Annotated in this window: 14 protein-coding genes and 1 pseudogene; 7 read left to right on the forward strand and 8 right to left on the reverse strand. The window is 71.9% G+C overall.

Going from position 1 to position 18,223, the window contains the following annotated elements; all coding sequences use genetic code 11:
* Positions 1-102: 102 nt before the first annotated feature.
* The 3 genes from ACZ45T_RS11920 to ACZ45T_RS11930 form a co-directional block, all read right to left on the reverse strand.
* On the reverse strand, positions 103-258 hold the full coding sequence (locus ACZ45T_RS11920) for a DUF6126 family protein (protein WP_468440065.1): 156 nt from the start codon (positions 256-258) through the stop codon (positions 103-105).
* Positions 259-274: 16 nt separating this feature from the next.
* A complete protein-coding gene (locus tag ACZ45T_RS11925; RefSeq protein WP_468440067.1) occupies positions 275-919 on the reverse strand; it encodes a helix-turn-helix domain-containing protein in 645 nt (214 codons plus the stop codon).
* Between the two features lie 114 nt (positions 920-1,033).
* Positions 1,034-2,569: an ATP-dependent DNA ligase gene (locus ACZ45T_RS11930; RefSeq protein ID WP_468440068.1), complete on the reverse strand. Its 1,536-nt coding sequence runs from the start codon at positions 2,567-2,569 to the stop codon at positions 1,034-1,036.
* A gap of 152 nt (positions 2,570-2,721) precedes the next feature.
* On the opposite strand from ACZ45T_RS11930, the gene ACZ45T_RS11935 reads away from it, so the two are divergent.
* The 4 genes and pseudogenes from ACZ45T_RS11935 to ACZ45T_RS11950 all read left to right on the forward strand — a co-directional run bounded on the left by ACZ45T_RS11935 (position 2,722) and on the right by ACZ45T_RS11950 (position 8,748).
* The gene (locus tag ACZ45T_RS11935) at positions 2,722-5,427 is read left to right on the forward strand and encodes an alpha/beta fold hydrolase (protein ID WP_468440070.1); all 2,706 of its coding nucleotides are present in this window, start codon (positions 2,722-2,724) and stop codon (positions 5,425-5,427) included.
* Entirely contained in the window at positions 5,424-6,287 is an 864-nt protein-coding gene (locus ACZ45T_RS11940; RefSeq protein ID WP_468440072.1) for an ABC transporter permease, read from the forward strand. The genes ACZ45T_RS11935 and ACZ45T_RS11940 overlap by 4 nt, the downstream gene beginning before the upstream one ends.
* Before the next feature lie 94 nt (positions 6,288-6,381).
* Positions 6,382-7,093: pseudogene (locus ACZ45T_RS11945) on the forward strand (MerR family transcriptional regulator); the annotation flags it as partial.
* A 164-nt stretch (positions 7,094-7,257) separates the two neighbouring features.
* Positions 7,258-8,748: a DUF2079 domain-containing protein gene (locus ACZ45T_RS11950; protein WP_468440074.1), complete on the forward strand. Its 1,491-nt coding sequence runs from the start codon at positions 7,258-7,260 to the stop codon at positions 8,746-8,748.
* Positions 8,749-8,803: 55 nt separating this feature from the next.
* Here ACZ45T_RS11950 and ACZ45T_RS11955 read toward each other — a convergent pair whose 3' ends face one another.
* From ACZ45T_RS11955 to ACZ45T_RS11965, 3 genes are all read right to left on the reverse strand, one after another.
* Entirely contained in the window at positions 8,804-9,787 is a 984-nt protein-coding gene (locus ACZ45T_RS11955) for a D-2-hydroxyacid dehydrogenase family protein (RefSeq protein WP_468440076.1), read from the reverse strand.
* On the reverse strand, positions 9,784-10,740 hold the full coding sequence (locus ACZ45T_RS11960) for an aldo/keto reductase (protein WP_468440078.1): 957 nt from the start codon (positions 10,738-10,740) through the stop codon (positions 9,784-9,786). The genes ACZ45T_RS11955 and ACZ45T_RS11960 overlap by 4 nt, the downstream gene beginning before the upstream one ends.
* A 107-nt stretch (positions 10,741-10,847) precedes the next feature.
* Positions 10,848-11,777 (reverse strand): hypothetical protein, encoded by a 930-nt coding sequence (locus ACZ45T_RS11965; RefSeq protein ID WP_468440080.1) that lies wholly within the window; start codon positions 11,775-11,777, stop codon positions 10,848-10,850.
* 604 nt (positions 11,778-12,381) lie between these two features.
* Here ACZ45T_RS11965 and ACZ45T_RS11970 point away from each other — a divergent pair.
* Positions 12,382-14,025: a PLP-dependent aminotransferase family protein gene (locus ACZ45T_RS11970; RefSeq protein WP_468440082.1), complete on the forward strand. Its 1,644-nt coding sequence runs from the start codon at positions 12,382-12,384 to the stop codon at positions 14,023-14,025.
* A 99-nt stretch (positions 14,026-14,124) separates the two neighbouring features.
* Positions 14,125-15,447, forward strand: coding sequence for a cytochrome P450 (locus ACZ45T_RS11975; protein ID WP_468440084.1), 1,323 nt, complete (start codon positions 14,125-14,127; stop codon positions 15,445-15,447).
* Positions 15,448-15,505: 58 nt separating this feature from the next.
* Here the strand turns inward: ACZ45T_RS11975 and ACZ45T_RS11980 are convergent, their stop codons facing one another.
* Together ACZ45T_RS11980 and ACZ45T_RS11985 are read right to left on the reverse strand one after the other, a co-directional pair.
* Positions 15,506-16,345, reverse strand: a complete 840-nt coding sequence (locus ACZ45T_RS11980; protein ID WP_468440086.1) for a sugar phosphate isomerase/epimerase family protein — start codon at positions 16,343-16,345, stop codon at positions 15,506-15,508.
* The gene (locus tag ACZ45T_RS11985) at positions 16,342-16,488 is read right to left on the reverse strand and encodes a hypothetical protein (RefSeq protein ID WP_468440088.1); all 147 of its coding nucleotides are present in this window, start codon (positions 16,486-16,488) and stop codon (positions 16,342-16,344) included. The genes ACZ45T_RS11980 and ACZ45T_RS11985 overlap by 4 nt, the downstream gene beginning before the upstream one ends.
* A gap of 28 nt (positions 16,489-16,516) precedes the next feature.
* Here ACZ45T_RS11985 and ACZ45T_RS11990 point away from each other — a divergent pair, with 28 nt between their 5' ends.
* On the forward strand, positions 16,517-18,151 hold the full coding sequence (locus ACZ45T_RS11990) for a N,N-dimethylformamidase beta subunit family domain-containing protein (protein WP_468440090.1): 1,635 nt from the start codon (positions 16,517-16,519) through the stop codon (positions 18,149-18,151).
* The last annotated feature ends 72 nt before the right edge of the window (positions 18,152-18,223 follow it).

An 18,223-nucleotide genomic window follows, 5' to 3' on the forward strand; every position in this document is an offset into this window, starting at 1 on the left:
CAGCCCGCTGGGCATCGGTCACCGACAACGGCGGAATCTTCGGACCCGGACGACTCATACCGAACTAACGACAAACCTCCGACTCAGGTCACTAGAGGAGCCTCACTGATTCTTGGCGCCCAGGACGAAGAGGAGGTAGACGAAGAAGGCGAAGAGGTGGCCAACGAACAGGTAGGCGATCAGCCGGATCACCAGACCGCGCGGGAACTTCGATTCGATGCGCGCCCGCAGGGTCACGGGGTTCTCTCCTTGGGACATCACTACGGCTCCTCGGCTATCGGTGGTGCGTGGACGTGGGGGCTCCGCCGAGGCACAGCCCGGCGAGGCTGCTCTGCAGCAGGGTGTGGACGAACAGCAGGTCGGCTCCGCCCGGGGAGGCCGCCGCGATCCGGTGCGGGGTGAGCGAGTCGAAGTGGGCGCTGTCCCCGGGCTCCAGGAGGTACTCGGCCTCCCCCAGGTGCAGCCGCAGCCGCCCCTGGAGGACGTACAGCCATTCCTCGCCGGGATGTACGCGGACGAGCTCGCCCTGGCTGCGGCCGTGGGGGACGTGCACGCGCAGCGCCTGCATCCCGCGCCCGGAGCCGCCCGCCTGCCAGTACGTCCACCCGTCGGCCTCGCGGGCGCCCGGACCACCGGCCCGTACGATGGGATCGGCGACGGCGGGGGTTTCGCCGAGCAGCTCGGAGACCGTCGTACCGTAGGTGCGGGCGAGCCCGAGCAGCAGCGGCAGCGAGGGCTGGCGGCGGCCGGTCTCCAGCCGGGACAGGTGGGCGGGCGAGAGCCGGGCCCGGGCGGCGGCGGCTTCCAGGGTGAGTCCGGCGCGGCGGCGCAGTTCGCGCAGTTGCGGGGCCACGGCGGGCAGTTCGTCGGCCGCGTCTTCGGGGCCGGGGGCAGGGCCGGGGTCAGGACCGGGATTCATGCCCCGATTGAGCCAGAGCTTTACCTTTCTGGCAATTCATCTTGCCTCTGAGGCAAATCCATCCGCGTCCGCGTGTGCCCGCACCCGCACTACCCCTCGGTGCCCGCGCCCGCACTACCCTTCGCTTCCGCTGCCGAGCACCGTCTCGACGGTGTCGGCCTCCTCCGCCCTCTTGTCCGGGCGGTGCCTGAGCACGCGCGCGAAGCGCAGGGCCACCCCGGCCGGGTAGCGCGGGGAGCGCTGCAGCCCGTCGTAGGCGATCTCCACCACCAGTTCGGGCCGCACGCGTACGGTGAAGCCGTCGTCCGAGGTCGCCAGTGCGCGCAGAGCTCCGGTCTGCCAGCGCAGCATCTCGTCGGTGAGTCCCTTGAAGGTCTTGCCGAGCATGGCGTACGTACCGTCGGCGGCCCGCGCCCCGAGGTGCAGGTTGGACAGCAGTCCGGTGCGCCGCCCGTGACCCCATTCGGCGGCGAGGACCACCAGGTCCAGGGTGTGCACCGGTTTCACCTTCAGCCAGTGTTTGCCGCGCCGCCCGGCCGCGTAGGCCGAGTCCAGTGCCTTGACCATGACCCCCTCGTGGCCGCGGCGCAGGGTCTCGGCCCAGAACTCCTCGGCTTCGGCCCCTTGCGCCGGCGGGTCCTCCACGGCGAGGCGGCGGACCCGGGCGCTCTCGGGCACGAGCGCGGCGAGGGCCTCGTACCGCTCGCGGACCGGGAGGTCGAGGAGGACTTCGTCGCCCGCGGCCAGGATGTCGAAGAAGTGGGCGACGACCGGGAGCGTCCGCCGGGCGGTCTCGACGTCGACCCGGGAGCCGACCCGGCTCGCGATCTCCTGGAAGGGGACGGGGCGGCCGTCCGCCGCCCGGCCGATGACCTCGCCGTCGAGGATGAACCGCTCCCCCGGCAGCGACCGGGCCAGTTCCGCCACCTCCGGCAGGCGTGCCGTGATCTCGTCCAGGGAGCGCGTGAACACCCGTACGCCGTCGCCGTCGCGGTGGACCTGCACCCGGATCCCGTCGAGCTTCTCCTCCACCGCGCACGGCCCGAGGGTCGCGAGGGCCTCGGCGACCGACGGGGCGGTGCCCGCCAGCATCGGCTGTACGGGCTGCCCGACGCGCAGGGTGACGGAGCGCAGCGCCGCCGCCCCCTCGGCGAGCACCGCCGCCGCGACCCGGGGCAGCGAGCCGTCCAGCATCACCGCGCGGCGCAGCTCCGCGGCCGGGACTCCGGCGGCCGCGGCCACGCCCTCCAGGGCCACCGCGTCGAGTGCGCCCTGGCGTACCTCGCCGGACAGCAGGCGGCGCAGGAACGCCTGCTCGGCCTCGGTGGCCGCGCCCAGCAGGGCGTCGAGGATCCGGCGCCGCCGGGCCGCGGCGCCGGCGCCCGCGACGGCGGCGAGCTCGGTCACGGCCGCGTCGACCGCGCCGACGGTCAGGGTGGGTTCCGGCGCCGGTTCGGTGTCCTGGCCGAGGGCGCGCCAGCCGACGCCCGGACGGCCCTGTGGGAGGCGGCCTGCGAGGTAGGAGACGACCAGGCCGGCCTCTTCGGCGGGCGCGGCGGCGAAGAGCTCCGCGAGCAGGGCGGTCTTGCGGGACCGGGAGGACGTGCCGGCGACCTCCAGGGACACGCGCACGACCTCGGCCAGCAGCATGCGGCCATCCTCCCGCCGACCCGCGCGCCGCGCAGGTCGGGGCGCGTACCGCGGCTGCGGTACACACGGACGGCCGCGTACGCCTGGAGAAGGGCGGGACATCCCCCTTCGGGCGCTCGGGCTCGGGGCCCCGGGGCGTCTAGGGTTCCCGTATGAAGATCCGAATGCCACGGCGCCGCCGAGACCGCCTCCTCGCGGGCGCCGCCGCGCTCGCCGTCGTCGCGGGAGCCGGTACGTGGACGGCCGCGGCCGTCGGCGGTGACGCGCCGCCCGTGCACCGCGAGGACCGGGTGATCGACATGCCCGACGTCGGCATCGACACCTCGTTCTTCACCACCGGCGACGGGAAGAAACGTCCCGCTGTGCTCCTCGGGCACGGTTTCGGCGGCAGCAAGGGCGACGTCCGCAAGCAGGCCGAGCAGCTGGCCCGCGACGGGTACGCCGTCCTGACGTGGTCGGCGCGCGGTTTCGGCGCTTCCGGCGGCCGGATCGGCCTGAACGACCCCGAGCACGAGGTCAAGGACGTCTCCCGGCTCATCGACTGGCTCGCGGCCCGGCCCGAGGTGCAGCTCGACGCGGCCGGCGATCCGCGCGTGGGCCTGACCGGGGCCTCCTACGGCGGGGCGGCCTCGCTGCTCGCCGCCGGGTACGACCGGCGCGTGGACGCGATCGCCCCGCAGATCACCTACTGGAACCTCGCGGACTCCCTCTTCCCGAACGGCGTCTTCAAGAAGCTCTGGTCCGGCATCTTCTTCACCACCGGCTCCTCCGGCGGGATGGGGCAGCAGGCCCGGCCGGTGTCGCGGCAGGACCCGGCGGCCGCCCCCGGCTGCGGACGGTTCCAGCCCGAGCTCTGCGCGATGTACGAACGCGTCGCGGTGGCCGGGAAGCCCGACCCCGAGGCCGTCGCACTGCTGGAGCAGCGCAGTCCGTCGGCCGTCGGCGCCAAGATCAAGGTGCCGACCCTCATCGTGCAGGGCCAGGACGACTCGCTCTTCCCGCTGGACCAGGCCGACGCGATGGCCCGGGCCATCGCGGCGAACGGTGCACCCGTCTCCGTGGACTGGGCGGCCGGCGGGCACGACGGCGGCATGCGCGAGGCGGACCGGGTCGGGGCCCGGGTGACGGCCTGGTTCGACCGCCACCTCAAGGGCGACGAGGGCGCGGACACCGGACCGGCGTTCCGGGTCTCGCGCTCCGGCGGCATCGACTCCACGGACGGAGAGGTGAAGCTGCGCGGCGCGAGCGGCGATCGGTATCCCGGGCTCACCGCGGGGCCGCGGGAGTTCGCCCTGACGGGACGGGAGCAGAGCTTCGCCAATCCGGCGGGCGGCGCGCCTCCCGCGCTGTCCTCGCTGCCCGGCATCGGCGGCCAGCTCGCCGCCTTCGGAGCCGGGCTCTCGCTGGACTTCCCCGGGCAGAACGCCGCGTTCGAGTCGGCGCCGCTGGCCGAGGACGTACGGATCACCGGCACCCCGACCATCACCCTGAACGTGAGGTCGACGGCTGCGGACGGTTCGGCCGTGCTGTTCGGCAAGGTGTACGACGTGGGGCCCGACGGGCAGCAGCAGGTGCTGCCCAACCAGCTGGTCGCCCCGGTGCGGGTGGAGAACGCGCAGCTGGGTGCGCGCGTGGAGCTGAAGCTGCCCGCGATCGACCATTCCGCCGCGGCCGGACACCGGCTGCGGCTGGTGGTCGCCTCGACCGATCTCGGCTTCGCGACCCCGGCCGCGCCGGCCACCTACACCGTCGCGGTGGAGAGCCCCCTGGCCGTGCCCGTCGCGGCCGGGGTACGGACCGCCTCGGCGGGGCTGCCCGCCTGGACGTGGTGGCTGCCGCTGGGCGCACTGGCGCTGGCCGCGGCGCTGCTCGGGATCCGGCGGACCGGGCGGGGGGCCGCGGGGACGCGGGCCGGCGTACCGCAGCCGGAGGCCGCGCTGGCCGACGTACCGCTGGAAATCACGGGACTGACGAAGCGGTACGCGAAGGCGCAGGACCGGTACGCGGTACGGGACCTGTCGTTCCGGGTGGAGAAGGGGCAGGTGCTGGGGCTGCTCGGGCCCAACGGCGCCGGGAAGACCACCACCCTGCGGATGCTGATGGGGCTGATCTCGCCGGACGCCGGCGAGATCCGGGTGTTCGGGCACGCGGTGCGCGCCGGGGCGCCGGTGCTGTCGCGGGTCGGGGCCTTCGTGGAGGGCGCGGGATTCCTGCCGCACCTGACGGGCCGGGCGAACCTGGAGCTGTACTGGCAGGCCACCGGCCGGCCGGCCGAGGACTCGCACATGGCGGAGGCCTTGGAGATCGCCGGGCTCGGCGACGCGCTGGAGCGCGCGGTGCGCACGTACTCGCAGGGCATGCGCCAGCGGCTCGCGATCGCGCAGGCCATGCTCGGGATGCCGGATCTGCTGATCCTCGACGAGCCGACGAACGGTCTGGACCCGCCGCAGATCCGGGAGATGCGGGACGTGATGATCCGCTACGCGGCGGGCGGGCGGACGGTCATCGTCTCCAGTCACCTGCTGTCGGAGGTGGAGCAGTCCTGTACGCACCTGGTGGTGATGGACCGCGGGCAGCGGGTCGCCGCGGGCGAGGTCGCGGAGATCACCGGTGGCGGGGACACCCTGCTGGTGACGCTGGCGGAGCCGGTGGACGAGGCGGGCCTGGAGAAGGTGGCGGCGCTGGAGGGAGTGGGTTCGGTGGCGGCCACCGAAGACGGGCTGCTCGTACGGCTGGAAGGTGCGACGGCCGCGGGGCTGATCGCCGAACTCGTACGGCTGGAGGTGCCGGTGACCGGAGTGGGGCCGCACCGGAGGCTTGAGGACGCGTTCCTCACCCTGATCGGAGGTCCGGCATGACCGCGGTGCAAGAGGTGGCCCCGGGCTACCGGGCGAACCGGACGCTGCCCCTGCGCGTGGAGGCGCTGCGGCAGTGGCGCCGGCGGCGGACGCTGGTGATGGGCGGGGTGCTGGCCGCGCTGCCCTTCATCCTGATGATCGCGTTCGCGGTGGGTGGCGGGCCGGGCAGCAGGGGCGGCGGGAACGACCGGATCACCCTGATCGACACGGCCACGGCGTCGGGTGCGAACTTCGCCGCGACCTGCCTGTTCGTCTCGGCCGGATTCCTGCTGGTGGTGCCGGTGGCGCTGTTCTGCGGGGACACGGTGGCGTCGGAGGCGAGCTGGTCCTCGCTGCGCTATCTGCTGGCCTCGCCCGTGCCGCGGGCGCGACTGCTGTGGAGCAAGCTGGTGGTGGCGCTGGGCTTCAGCCTGGCGGCGATGGTGCTGCTGCCGGTGGTGGCACTGGCGGCGGGCACGGCCGCGTACGGGTGGGGGCCGCTGAAGCTCCCGGCGGGCGGGGCGCTGGCGGCCGGGGACACCGTGCCGCGGCTGGCTCTGGCGGTGGCCTTCGTCTTCGTGTCGCAGCTGGTGACGGCGGGCCTGGCCTTCTGGCTGTCCACGCGGACGGACGCGCCGCTGGGCGCGGTGGGCGGGGCGGTCGGGCTGACGATCGTCGGCAATGTGCTGGACGCGGTGACGGCGCTCGGCTCGTGGCGCGAGTTCCTGCCGGCGCACTGGCAGTTCGCGTGGGCGGACGCGCTGCAGCCGCAGCTGGAGTGGGGCGGGATGGTGAAGGGGGCGGTGGTGTCGGTGTCGTACGCGCTGGTGCTGTTCGCCCTCGCCTTCCGGGGGTTCTCCCGCAAGGACATCGTGTCGTAAACGGAGGGACCCCGGGCTCGGCCCGGATGATTTCGGGGCCCGGCCGGGACATGGCCTTGAGTCTCCAGTGACTGGAGACAGCAGAGTGGGGGACATGGACGTGACGACCCTCTACTCGATCGGGGAGCTTTCCCGGCGGACCGGCTTGCCCGTGAGGACCATCCGGTTCTACTCCGATTCGGGGGTGGTGGCGCCGACCACCCGAAGTCCCGCCGGCTATCGGCTCTACGACCTCGACGCACTGCTTCGTCTGGAACTCCTGCGCACACTGCGCGAGCTGGGCATGGACCTGGCCACGATCCAACGGGTGTTGGACCGCGAGCTCTCGGTGGCGGAAGTCGCCGCGGCGCACGCCGATGCCATGGACGTCCAGATCCGGGTGCTGCAACTGCGTCGGAGCGTTCTGCGAGCCGTGGCCGGACGCGGACTTCCGGGCCCGGATGCGCCGGACGGCCAGGTGCCGGGCCGCCGGGCGCACGCTCGGCATCGAGAGCGAGGCCGGCGAGGAACTGATGGAGTTCACCCGCCAGAAGGTGGCCGAGGCCATGGAGTCGGGCATCGACCCGCTCAGCGACAGCGGCGCACCCGTCGTCGACGACCTCGTGGACCGCTTCGCCGAGGTGTTCGCGCGCACCCCTGACACGGAATTCCGGGACTGGATGGCCCAGCAGTTCGAAGAAGCACACGATCCCCGGGTGGACCGATACTGGCGGCTGGTGTGGATCATCAACGGCTGGCAGGTGGTACCGGACCTGATCCCGGTGTACCCCTGGCTCATCCAGGCCCTGCGAAATGACCGTGCCGCATGGTCACCGCAGTGGGCTCCGCCCCGGATTCATCCGGTACGGCGAGGTCGGGGGTCGTGCGGAGAACCTGTGGCGTCCGCCGGCGTCCGCCATTCGAAGGAAACTGCCCACACGGGCGGCGGCTCCGCGCCCGGCCCGTGGGGTTGCTGGCATCTTGAGGGTTCATGCAAGCACCCACCGGCAACGCCGCCACACTCCCACCGCAGCAGTCCGGTACCGAGGAACGGGCGGCTCCCGAGCCGGCCGCCGGAAGCGGCCCCGGGGCCACCTGGTGGATCTGGGCCATGGCGGGAGCGCTGTTCTTCGCCTACACGGCCTTGTCCCTGCGGATCCACGAGCATCTGCTCTCCCACTCCTTCGACCTGGGGATCTTCGTACAGGTCGTGCGGTCCTACGCGGACGGGCACCTGCCCGTCTCCGAGGTCAAGGGACCGGACTTCCCCGTTCTGGGCGACCACTTCTCGCCCATCCTGGCCGTTCTGGCACCGCTGTACTGGCTGTGGCCGTCGGTGAAACTGCTGCTCGTCGCGCAGGCCGCACTGGTCGCCGCGAGCGTGCTGCCGCTGGCCTTCTGGGCCCGCAGGACACTCGGCTCCGCGGCCGCCGTGGTCATCGGCACCTGTTACGCCGTCTCGTGGGGCATCGCGAGCGGGGTTGCCTACGACTTCCACGAATGGGCCTTCGCCGTTCCGCTGCTCGCCTTCTCCCTGACCGCCCTCGGCAGCGGCCGGCTGCGGGCCGCCGCGTACTGGGCGCTGCCGCTCGTGCTGGTGAAGGAGGACCTCGGCCTCACGGTGGCCGTGATCGGCCTGGTGATCGCGTGGCGGGGTGGGCGCGGGGGGCGCAGGCTGGGGATCGTCACGGCCGCGGCCGGGCTGGCCGCGAGCGCGCTCGCCGTGCTGACGCTGGCCTCCTTCCATCCGGGCGGGTTCGACGGCTATTTCGCCTCCCACAATCCCGGCGCCGGCGGTGCGGACAGCGGGTCGGGCGGCGGCCTGGTGGAGCTCCTCCACCAGGGGACGCTCGGTCTCATCACCCCGCAGGAGAAGGTCACGACCCTCATCCTCATGCTGGCCCCCACCCTGTTCCTGGCGCTGCGCTCGCCGCTCCTTCTGATCGCGCTGCCCACCGTGTTGTGGCGCCTCGCCTCGGATTACCCGGCCCACTGGGGCACCAGCTACCACTACGGGCTGCTGATCATGCCGATCGTCTTCGCGGCATTCATCGACGCCCTGCACCGGCGGGGTGCGAGCGGCCGCAGCCTGTACCGCTACCTGGCGGGCTCCGCGGCGGTCACCCTGCTGCTGTTGCCGCACTTTCCGCTGTGGCAGCTGTTCCAGCCGGCGACCTGGCAGACCGATCCCCGGAGCGCGGTGGCCCGCAGTGTGATGGCGGGGATCCCGGACGGAGCCACGGTCCAGGCGTCGAACAACCTGGGGCCCCACCTCGCCGACCGCACCAGCGTCAGTGTCTACGGTTGGGGGGACAGCCGCCCCAACCCCGAGTGGATCATGGTTGACACCAAGGTCGCGCCGAACCACCGCTGGCCGCTGTCGGTCAGGCAGGAGATGGTCTCCCTCGACTTCGCCCGCATCCGGGGGTACCGCACCGTGACCGAGAAGGACGGTTTCGTCCTGCTGAGCCGCACGGGATAGCAGGGCCCGGGCCCCGCACGGCACCTGGGGTTCACTGCTGCGAGGCGCTGAGCAACTAGTGCAGGACGCGGACGGGTGAGCCGTCGAGGAACGCTTCGATGTCCTCGACGGCTTCGCCGTAATAGGTGGCGTAGTTGGACCGTGTCACATAGCCCAGGTGCGGTGTGGCGAGCAGCCTCGGGGCCGTGCGCAAGGGGTGTTCGGCGGGCAGCGGCTCGATGTCGAAGACGTCGATGCCCGCGCCCGCGATCCGGCCCGTGTGGAGGGCTTCGAGCAGCGCCTCCTGATCGACGATGGCTGCGCGGGAGGTGTTGACCAGGTAGCCGGTCGGCCGCATCAGCTGCAGTTCGGGGGCGCCGATCAGGCCCCGGGTGCGCTCGCCGAGAGCGAGGTGGACGGAGACGAAGTCGCTGCTCGCCAGCAGCTCCTCCTTGGAGGGCGCGAGGGCGACTCCCACCTCGTCGGCCCGTTCCTTGGTGAGGTTGCTGCTCCAGGCCACCACGTCCATGCCGAAGGCGAGGCCGATCCGGGCGACCCGGCTGCCGATCTTGCCGAGGCCGAGCAGGCCGAGCCGCTGCCCGTGCAGGTCGGCGCCCACGGTCTGCTGCCAGGGGCCGCCCTCGCGCAGGGCGTTGCTCTCCTGGACCAGACCGCGGGCCAGGCCCAGCAGCAGGGCCCAGGTCAGCTCCACGGGCGGGGTGGAGGAGCTGGTGGTGCCGCACACGGTGACGCCGTTGCGCTCGGCGGCGGCGTAGTCGATCACCGTGTTCCGCATGCCGGAGGCGATGAGCAGGCGCAGGCGCGGCAGCCGGTCGAGCAACGAGGCCGGGAACGGGACGCGTTCGCGCAGGGTGATGACGATGTCGAAGTCGGCCAGGCGCCCGGCGAGTACGTCCTCGTCGTCGGTGTGCTCGGTGAGGCTGACCACCTCGACGCGGTCGGCGAGCGGCGACCAGTCGGCCGCGGTGCGTCCGATGTCCTGGAAGTCGTCGAGGAGCGCACAGCGCAGCAGCGGCGGTCGCCGCCCGGCGGCCGTCACGCGGCGACGCCTACGCCCGGCGCGATGGCGTCGATCTCGGCGAGCAGCTCTGCCTCCAACGGGCGGTCGGCGACGGCCGCGTTGGCGCGTACCTGCTCGGCGGAGGTGGCTCCCGCGATGACGGAGGCGCAGCCGGGCTGGGCGGAGAGCCAGCCGACGGCGAGTTCGAGGATGGTGCGGTCGTACTTCTCGCCGAGGGCGGCGAGCCCCTCGACCACGTCGAGCCGCTCCTCGGTGAGGTACGCGTCCCGGCCCTCGAGGCGGGAGCCGGCCGGGACGGGCGCGCCCCGGCGGATCTTGCCGGTCAGCAGGCCGTTGGCGAGCGGGTAGTACGGGAGCACGCCGACCCCGTAGTGCAGGGCCGCCGGGACCAGCTCGCGCTCGGCCGAACGCTCCAGCAGGGACCACTCGTTCTGCGCCGATACGAAGGGGGTCGCGCCCGTTTCGCGTGCGACGTGGGCGGCTTCGGCGAGCCGCCAGCCGCTGAGGTTGGAGTGGCCGATGTAGCGGACCTTGCCCTCGGCGACGAGCTCGGTGAGCGCGGCCAGGGTCTCGGCGATCGGGGTGGCCGGGTCGGGGCTGTGCAGCTGGAGGAGGTCGATGTGGTCGGTGTCGAGGCGGCGCAGCGATTCCTCCACGGCCCGCCGGATGTACGCCCGCCCGCCGCGGGATCCGGCGGCGGGCCCGTACTGCATGTCCACACCGTCGTAGCCGAACTTGGTGGCGAGGACGACCTGGTCCCGGCGGCCCTTGAGGGCCTGGCCGAGGTGGCGCTCCGAGCCGCCCCGGCCGCCGTAGATGTCGGCGGTGTCGAGGAGGGTGATGCCCGCGTCCAGTGCGGCGTCGACGACGGCGCGGGTGGCCTGGGCGTCAAGTCGGCGGCCGAAGTTGTTGCAGCCGAGTCCCACGGCGGAGACCCGCAGACCTGAACCGCCCAGGGGGAGGTAGCGCATGGCTTTCGTTCCTTCGGCTTGGCGCGCACATGATCAAGCAGGGCGTCAGTCTAGGACGCCCTGCCCTGCGCGGCGACCGTACTGCGCCGGTCGTCCCGGCCTCGGGATCACCTGGGCGCAACGGCTCCCGAGTCCGCCGACCGCATGAGTCCGGACGCGTCGACCGCCTCGAAGTCCGATCCCTTGATGGCCTTGAGTGCGTCGAGCTGGGAATTGTTCCAGCCGGAGTTTTCCTCGCCGGAGATGAACCAGGCCGAGCCGTTGTCCGCGACGATGGCGCCGTACTTCTTGAGCGCCTCGGCCACGGCCTTGGCCTGCGGGGCCAGCTTCGAGGTGTCCACCGAGCTCTTGAGCCGCAGCCGCAGCCCCATGGGAGGCAGCGACTCGTCCGCCGCGGAGCCCGCCTGGTGCCGTGCGGGCCAGACGTAGCTCTGGTCCGAGCGGGGCACGGTGATGCGGATCGCGTGGTCGACCCGCCCCGTTACCGCCTCGTCGTAGCGCACCAGACCGGGGAGGATCGCGAGGCCCGCGGCATCGGCCGACGTCCACCCGTCGGGCCGCAGCTCGTGGCTCCGCAGGTCGAAGACCGCACCCGAGCCGGCGTGCCAGGCGTTGTCACCTTGCTGCTTGGCGTCCCAGAGCTCGTAGGACTTGCACAGGTCGCGGTCCCAGACGATGACGTGCCGGTCCCCGTCGCTCGCCGGACCGTTCTCGATCTTGGCATTCTGCGGGATCCGGTACCCGGACGTCTCGCTCTCATCGGCGTAGTCCAGGGAGACCTTCGATTCCGGCAGCTTCGCGTCCGTGACGGTGATGGGGATGCCGAACGGCTGGCCGTCTATGAGCCCCGACCCGAAGTCCGGATGCAGGGGCTCCGCGGACCCGATCGAGGATACGTACTGGGCAGAGCTCGGGTGCACGGGAAGCCCGTCCACGGGTGCACGCCAGAAGCTGTCCGGCAGCGAGGTCCGGCAGGAACCGTCTGCCGGCGCGGCGGCGGTGGCCGGGTACCCGGACAGCAGGCACGCGGCGGTCATGACGGCAACAGTGGCGAATGCGGTGAGTCCCTTGCTTGAGCGCGACTCTGCTGTGCGCTTCATTTTCATCGATCATCCTAGCTAGTCGTGCGTGGGCGCACGGGCCGAGGAGATGGCTTCACCTCTTCCAGCGTAGGCACGTTCCCGCCCCGGCGCTCCACCAACGGCGCGGAGGCCGCTCGTTGCTGAACCATTCGGCCATCAGTGCACTCCTAGTGGCACAAAGCTGCTATCCCGAGAGCTGCCGAAACGTCACTCCCGAAGGCGCTCCCGGGAAGTTTAAAGCAAACCCTTTTCACTCGAAATGACTAGAGTGAGAGTAAACGTAGACAGGCGGGCAATCGGGGCGCCATGTCACGCATATCCTGTGTGCCGCGAGGCCCTGGGCAGGACAGCCGAACATGGCAATTGCCGCCGTTTACGCAGGCCAGTATCCCGGTGACGGGTTGCTCCGGCTATCCGCCCGTTGAACGTCGTACAAGCGGACAACTCTCGCAACCGCCTTCCTCCCTTTAGACACGAGCATCTGCCGAAGCCGTTGCCGTCTGGTAGCGATTCAGCACCTGAATTCCGCTTCGGAGAATTGCTCAGAATCGGACATGGAATGATTACCGAACACTCCGATACGCCTCTGGCGGCGCTGCCGGCCAACGACGACTACCGGTTGGGTACCGACGCCTACAGCGATGAGCAGCGGATCGCGGTCCTCGCCAAGCTGGAGGGGTACCTCGGCGAGCGGAGCGGGCGTCTGCTGGGGTACCAGGTCAACCTGTCGCTCGACGGCCACGCCGCCCTCGGGCGTTTCCTGGGCTACCACATCAACAACATCGGGGACCCGTTCGTCGACAGCAACTACAGCCTGCACTCGCGGTGGCTGGAGCGGGCGGTCCTGGAGCACTACGCCCGCCTGTGGCACGCCCCCCTGCCCCAGGACCCGGCCCACCCTGGGGACGAGGACGGGTGGGGGTACGTGCTGTCCATGGGCAGCACCGAGGGCAACCTGTACGCGATGTGGAACGCGCGTGACTACCTCGACGGCAATGCCCTGGTGCGTGACGAGGTCTCCGGCGACGCCAGCTGCCGGACCAGCTACCTGCGGGCCAAGCACCCGGACGACAACCCCAACGCCTACGCTCCGGTGGCGTTCTTCTCGCAGGAGACGCACTACTCGCACATCAAGGCGATGCGGGTGCTGGACATCCCGACCTTCTACGACCTGGGCGGCAGCCTCTACCCCGGTGAGTGCCCGATCGACCTGGCCGACACCGGGATGCAGACCTACAACGGCTGGCCCCTCGGAGGAGTGCCGACCACCGGCGGCGATGAGGGACCCGGCACCGTCGACGTCGATGCCCTGGTCGCCCTCGTGGACTTCTTCGCCGCCAAGGGCCACCCCGTCCTGGTGAACTTCAACGTCGGCAGCGTCTTCAAGGGCGCCTACGACGACGTCCAGACCGCGTGCGAGCGCCTGCGCCCGGTCTTCGAGAAGCACGGCCTCGTCGACCGCACCGTGTGCTTCGACCCCGACGACCCGAAGCGGGTCAGTGTCCGCAACGGCTACTGGATCCACGTCGACGGCGCACTGGGCGGTGCCTACGCCCCGTACCTGGAGAAGGCCCGCGACAACGGGCTCATCGACAGCGCGCCGCCGGTGTTCGACTTCCGGATTCCCGAGGTGTCCTCGATCGTCACCAGCGGCCACAAGTACCCCGGTGCGCCCGTCCCCACCGGGATTTACATGTCCCGTGCGGGATCCAAGCTGCGGCCGCCGTCGGACCCTGCGGTGGTCTCCTCCCCGGACAGCACGTTCGCCGGCTCCCGCAGCGGATTCGCCTCTCTGGCCATGTGGAATCACCTCGCGCAGTTCAGCGAGGAGCAGCAGGTACGGCAGGCCGCCGAGGTCCTGCGGATCGCCGAGTACACGGCGGAACGCCTCAGGAGCCTCAGCGCGCAGTTGCAGGAACGTGGCGAGCCCTGGGCCGAGGACGGCATCGAGGTCGGCCACGGCGACCACGCGCTCAGCGTCTGGTTCCAGCAGCCCCGCGCCGAGATCACGCAGAAGTACTCGCTTGCCTGCGTGCCGCTCAACCTCGGTGGCCGCCGGCACGACTACAGCCACGTCTACGTGATGCCGCACGTCACACAGGAACTCATCGACGAGCTCCTTGACGACCTCTCCCGCCCCGGAGCATTCGACCGCTCCGCCGATCAGGACGCCGAACGCCCCCCGCTCCCCCACCAACGCTGACCCGCGGGCGGGCAGCCGGACCTCAACCGCCCGCCCGCCTCCTGGCGTTGCCCCGCACATCCCCGCGTGCGGGGCAACAGGCCGAGGGTGTTGAGGAGGATGCCGCCGATGCCGCCGGTTCAACGGCGGTTCCCCACCTCCGGGTCCCCGGAAATCAACGAAGACCACCGGCCAAGCAATTCGGGAGGACGAATGACCTCGTTCCTGGACACGATCACGCCGGAGGTGCTCCACGCGGATCCCTATCCGATCTATCAGCGGCTTCGACGTGACCACCCTGTGGCCGAGATCCCCGCGCTCGGCTGCTGGCTCGTCACGCGCTGGCGGGACGTGCGTCAGGTGATGAGCCACGGTCAGACCTTCACCACGAGCTTTCCGTCCGCCATGTCGGAGATTTACGGATCGGAGAACATCCTGTCGAGTAGCGGCGACATCCACCAAGGGATGCGCGCCAGCGTCGAGGAGGTCTTCGGGCCCGAACGGGCCGGTCCGGCCCGAGAGTACGCACGGAAGCTGGTCATCGAGCGGGTCTCCGGCATGCACGGGCAAGCGGACCTTATGGGCGAGGTCCTGCAACCCGTCGCGGCAGAGGTGTTCCGGTGGATGCTGAGCCTCGAGGTCGACAGCACGACCCTGCTGCGCCTGGCACAGGACCTATGGCTGGGCATCCTCGACCCGGGGGACCCCGCCAAGCTCGCGGTGTCGGCCGCCGCTATGAACGAGCTCGACGCCGCGCTCACCCCCTGGTTTGAGGGCCTCGGCCCGGACCCGTCCTCGGCGATCGCACGGTGGCGGCACATCACCCCTGGAAGCGTTTGTCCGCGAGGCGTCGCGGAGGTCCTCCCGACGATCCGCGTGATCCTCCCGTCCCTTCCCGAACCGGGGTGGGCGGCGGGCAGCCTCCTGGTCGCGCTGTTCAACGACCCGGACCAGCGGGGACTTGTCCGGGACCACCCGGAGCTTCTCGGCGATGCCGTCCACGAAGTCCTGCGCTGGATGCCACCGTTCGGGCTCGTCGAGCGCATGACCACCCGACCGGTGGAGCTGGGCGGCACACGCCTGCCCGCCGGTGCACACGTCCTGGCCGCGATCGGCTCCGCGAACCGCGACGAGACGGTGTTCGAGCAACCCGACACCTTCGATCTCCGCCGCCGACGGCAGCCTCTGGTCACCTTCGGCTTCGGAGAACACGCCTGCCTCGTGCGCGCGTTCATTCCCGCCATCGTAGAAGGCCTGGTCGCCGGCATCCTCAACGTCCACCCCGGCGTCCGCGCCGACCCTTCGGAGCAGTCCCGCGTAGCCGGCTGGGGCGCCCGCTACACCGCACGCCTTTGCGTGGACGGCCTCGGCGACTCCGCAACCGCGTACACGCCAGGCCACCGCCCGGCAGTGGCAGCACAACTGGGCGTGGCGAGCAGTTGACGCCCTCCACCAGTGAGGGACTGGCACAAGGCCGGGCCCGCGCCACCGCTCCGCAAGTTCAAGAAGAACCCACCCCAGTGGTACGAGGGGATTGGTCGGCCGCACCACCGAGGGACTGTTGCGCCACCAGGCTCTCCAGGTACTCCCGGCCCCTGGCAAGCAGTCCGGGCAGTTCGGCGGCGCCGGGGTACCAGCGCTTCTCGTACTCCCAGCAGAGCCAGCCGTCCGGCGGCACGACGGACACCGCCTCGGCCAGGGGCAGCACTCCGGTGCCGAGCGCGATCGGGGTGAGCTCCTGCGGGGACCGCACGTCCTTCACCTGTACGTAGCCCAGGTGCGCGGCCAGGGCGCGCCGCGATGCGGCGGGGGACTCGCCGCCCAGCCAGGTGTGCAGCACGTCCCACAGTGCACCGGTAGCCGGATGCGCGACCGTGTCGAGCACCCGGGCGGTCGCGGCCGCGGTGCGGTGGGAGTCGTGGGTCTCCAGCAGGATCCGCACGCCGTGGCGCTCGGCGAACGGCGCCGCCGCCAGCAGGCGACGTACGGCATTGGCGTCGGCGGCCGCCCCGGGCAGGTCCGCGCCGCCCGGGAAGACCCGTATGTAGGGGGCCTCCAGATCGGCGGCGAGCCGGACCAGGGACCGCAGTTCGGCGAGGACCGGTTCGTCCGCGCCGGGGGCCGCCACTCTGGCGTAGCCCGCGACCGCGAGGACGGCCACTCCCGCGGCAGTGAGGGTCCGCAGTCCGGCGGCGCGCGCGGCGGCGGGACTGTCGGGGTGCAGGGGTTCCTCGGGGTGGGCGCGCAGCTCGATGCCCTCGAACCCGTGAGACGCTGCGAGGGCGGCGCTGCGGTCGAGCGGCGCGCCCGGCAGGCCGAGCGTGGAGAAGGCATATCTCACCGGCGGCTCCCTTCGGCCGGGGGCGGCGCGGTGGAGGCGCGCACCATCAGCTCGGTGGGCAGGGTGGTGATCCCGCCCGGGGGCAGCGGGCTGCGGCCGGTGACCAGCCTAGTGCTGTGGCCGGGCGGGCCGGTGAAAGCCATGGCCTAAGCGTGACATAACGTGCCCTCCATGGATCAGGAGTACATGGCCGAGGCGGCCGGCGGCGGCGACGGCGCAGGCGCAGGCAGGCGGCGCTTCCTCGCGATCGCGACCGGGGCGGCCACGGCTGCGGGGCTCGGGGCCGTGGCCGGCTGCGCGAGCGGGGACGGCGGCGCCGACGGGCAGGGCGGGGAGCGGGCCGACGGCTCCGCCACGCCGGGTGGGAAGCCCTCGGCGGCCGGTCCGCACGGTTTCGACGTCAAGGCCGAGAACGCCCGTCCCGGCCATGCCGACTGGCCGGTGACCAAGGCCGGGCCGGCTCGGGCCATCGAGGGCTTCGCGGACAAGGTCAGCGTCCTGCCCGGCGAGCCCTTCGGGCTGCACGTGTCCACCACCGCCCCGCGGTTCACGGTCTCCGCCTACCGGATGGGCTGGTACGGCGGCGCCCGGGCCCGGCTGGTGTGGCGTTCCGAGGCCCTGCCCGGGGCCCGGCAGCCGGAGCACACGGTGGACTCCGGCACCCGGATGGTCCGCACGCGCTGGACGCGTACCACCACGGTCGAGACCAAGGACTGGCCGGAGGGCTGCTACCTGCTGCGGCTCGACGCGCAGGGCGGCGAAGGCCAGCGCTTCGTGCCGGTCACCGTCCGGTCGGCGGCGACGGCCGGGCGCAGCGTCGTGGTCAACGCGGTGGCCACCTGGCAGGCCTACAACCGGTGGGGCGGCTACGGCAGCTACGACGGCCCCAGCGGCGGCTACGCCTCGCGCTCCCTGTCCGTGAGCTTCGACCGGCCGTACGAGTACGACAACGGCGCGGGCCTGTTCCTGACGTACGAGGCCCCGCTGCTCGCCCTCGCCGAGCGGCTCGGCATACCCCTCGCGTACACGACCACCACCGACGTGGCACGGGAGAAGCGCCTGCTGGAGGGGGCGGCGGCGGTGCTCTCGCTCGGCCACGACGAGTACTGGTCGCCGGAGCAGCGGGCCCACTTCACGGCCGCGCGGGACGCCGGCACCAACATCGCGATCCTGGGCGCGAACTGCTGCTACCGCCGGATCCGGCTGGAAGCCTCCGACCTGGGGCCGGACCGCACGCTGGTCTGCTACAAGTCCTCCTACGACCAGGATCCGGGGTTCAAGCGGGGCCATCCGGCGACGGTGGACTTCCGCTCGGCGCCCGGTGCGGACCCGGAGAGCTCGCTGCTCGGCGTGATCTACGACGGCTATCCGGTGGACGCCCCGTACGTGGTGACCAGCCCCGGTCACTGGCTGTTCGAAGGCACCGGCGCACGGGCGGGCGACCGCTTCGCGCACCTGGTGGGGGTGGAATACGACAAGGTCAACACCGGTTTCCCGACGCCCCGGCCGATCGAGATACTGGCGCACTCCCCGGTGGTGTGCGAGGGCCGTCCCAGCCACCAGGACACGGCGTACTACACGGTGCCGAGCGGGGCGGGAGTCTTCGCGACCGGCACGATGCGGTGGGTGGAGGCCCTGGACGCGACGGGCGACGGCGGCAGCGGCGCCAATCACGGCCTGGACGCGCGGTCCGGGGCGCTGACCACGCGGGTGACGGAGAACCTGCTGCGGGTGTTCGCGGCGGGCCCGGCCGGCCGGACGCATCCGGCGCAGGACAACGTCAAAGCGGTGTACGGGAGTTCGTGACGGGCCGGGCACGGGCGGCCGGGCCGTTCCGGTCGACCGGAAGGGGGTGGACTTCGCGCGTGAGGGGTGCTT

The organism is Streptomyces sp. NPDC030995 (assembly GCF_055571215.1).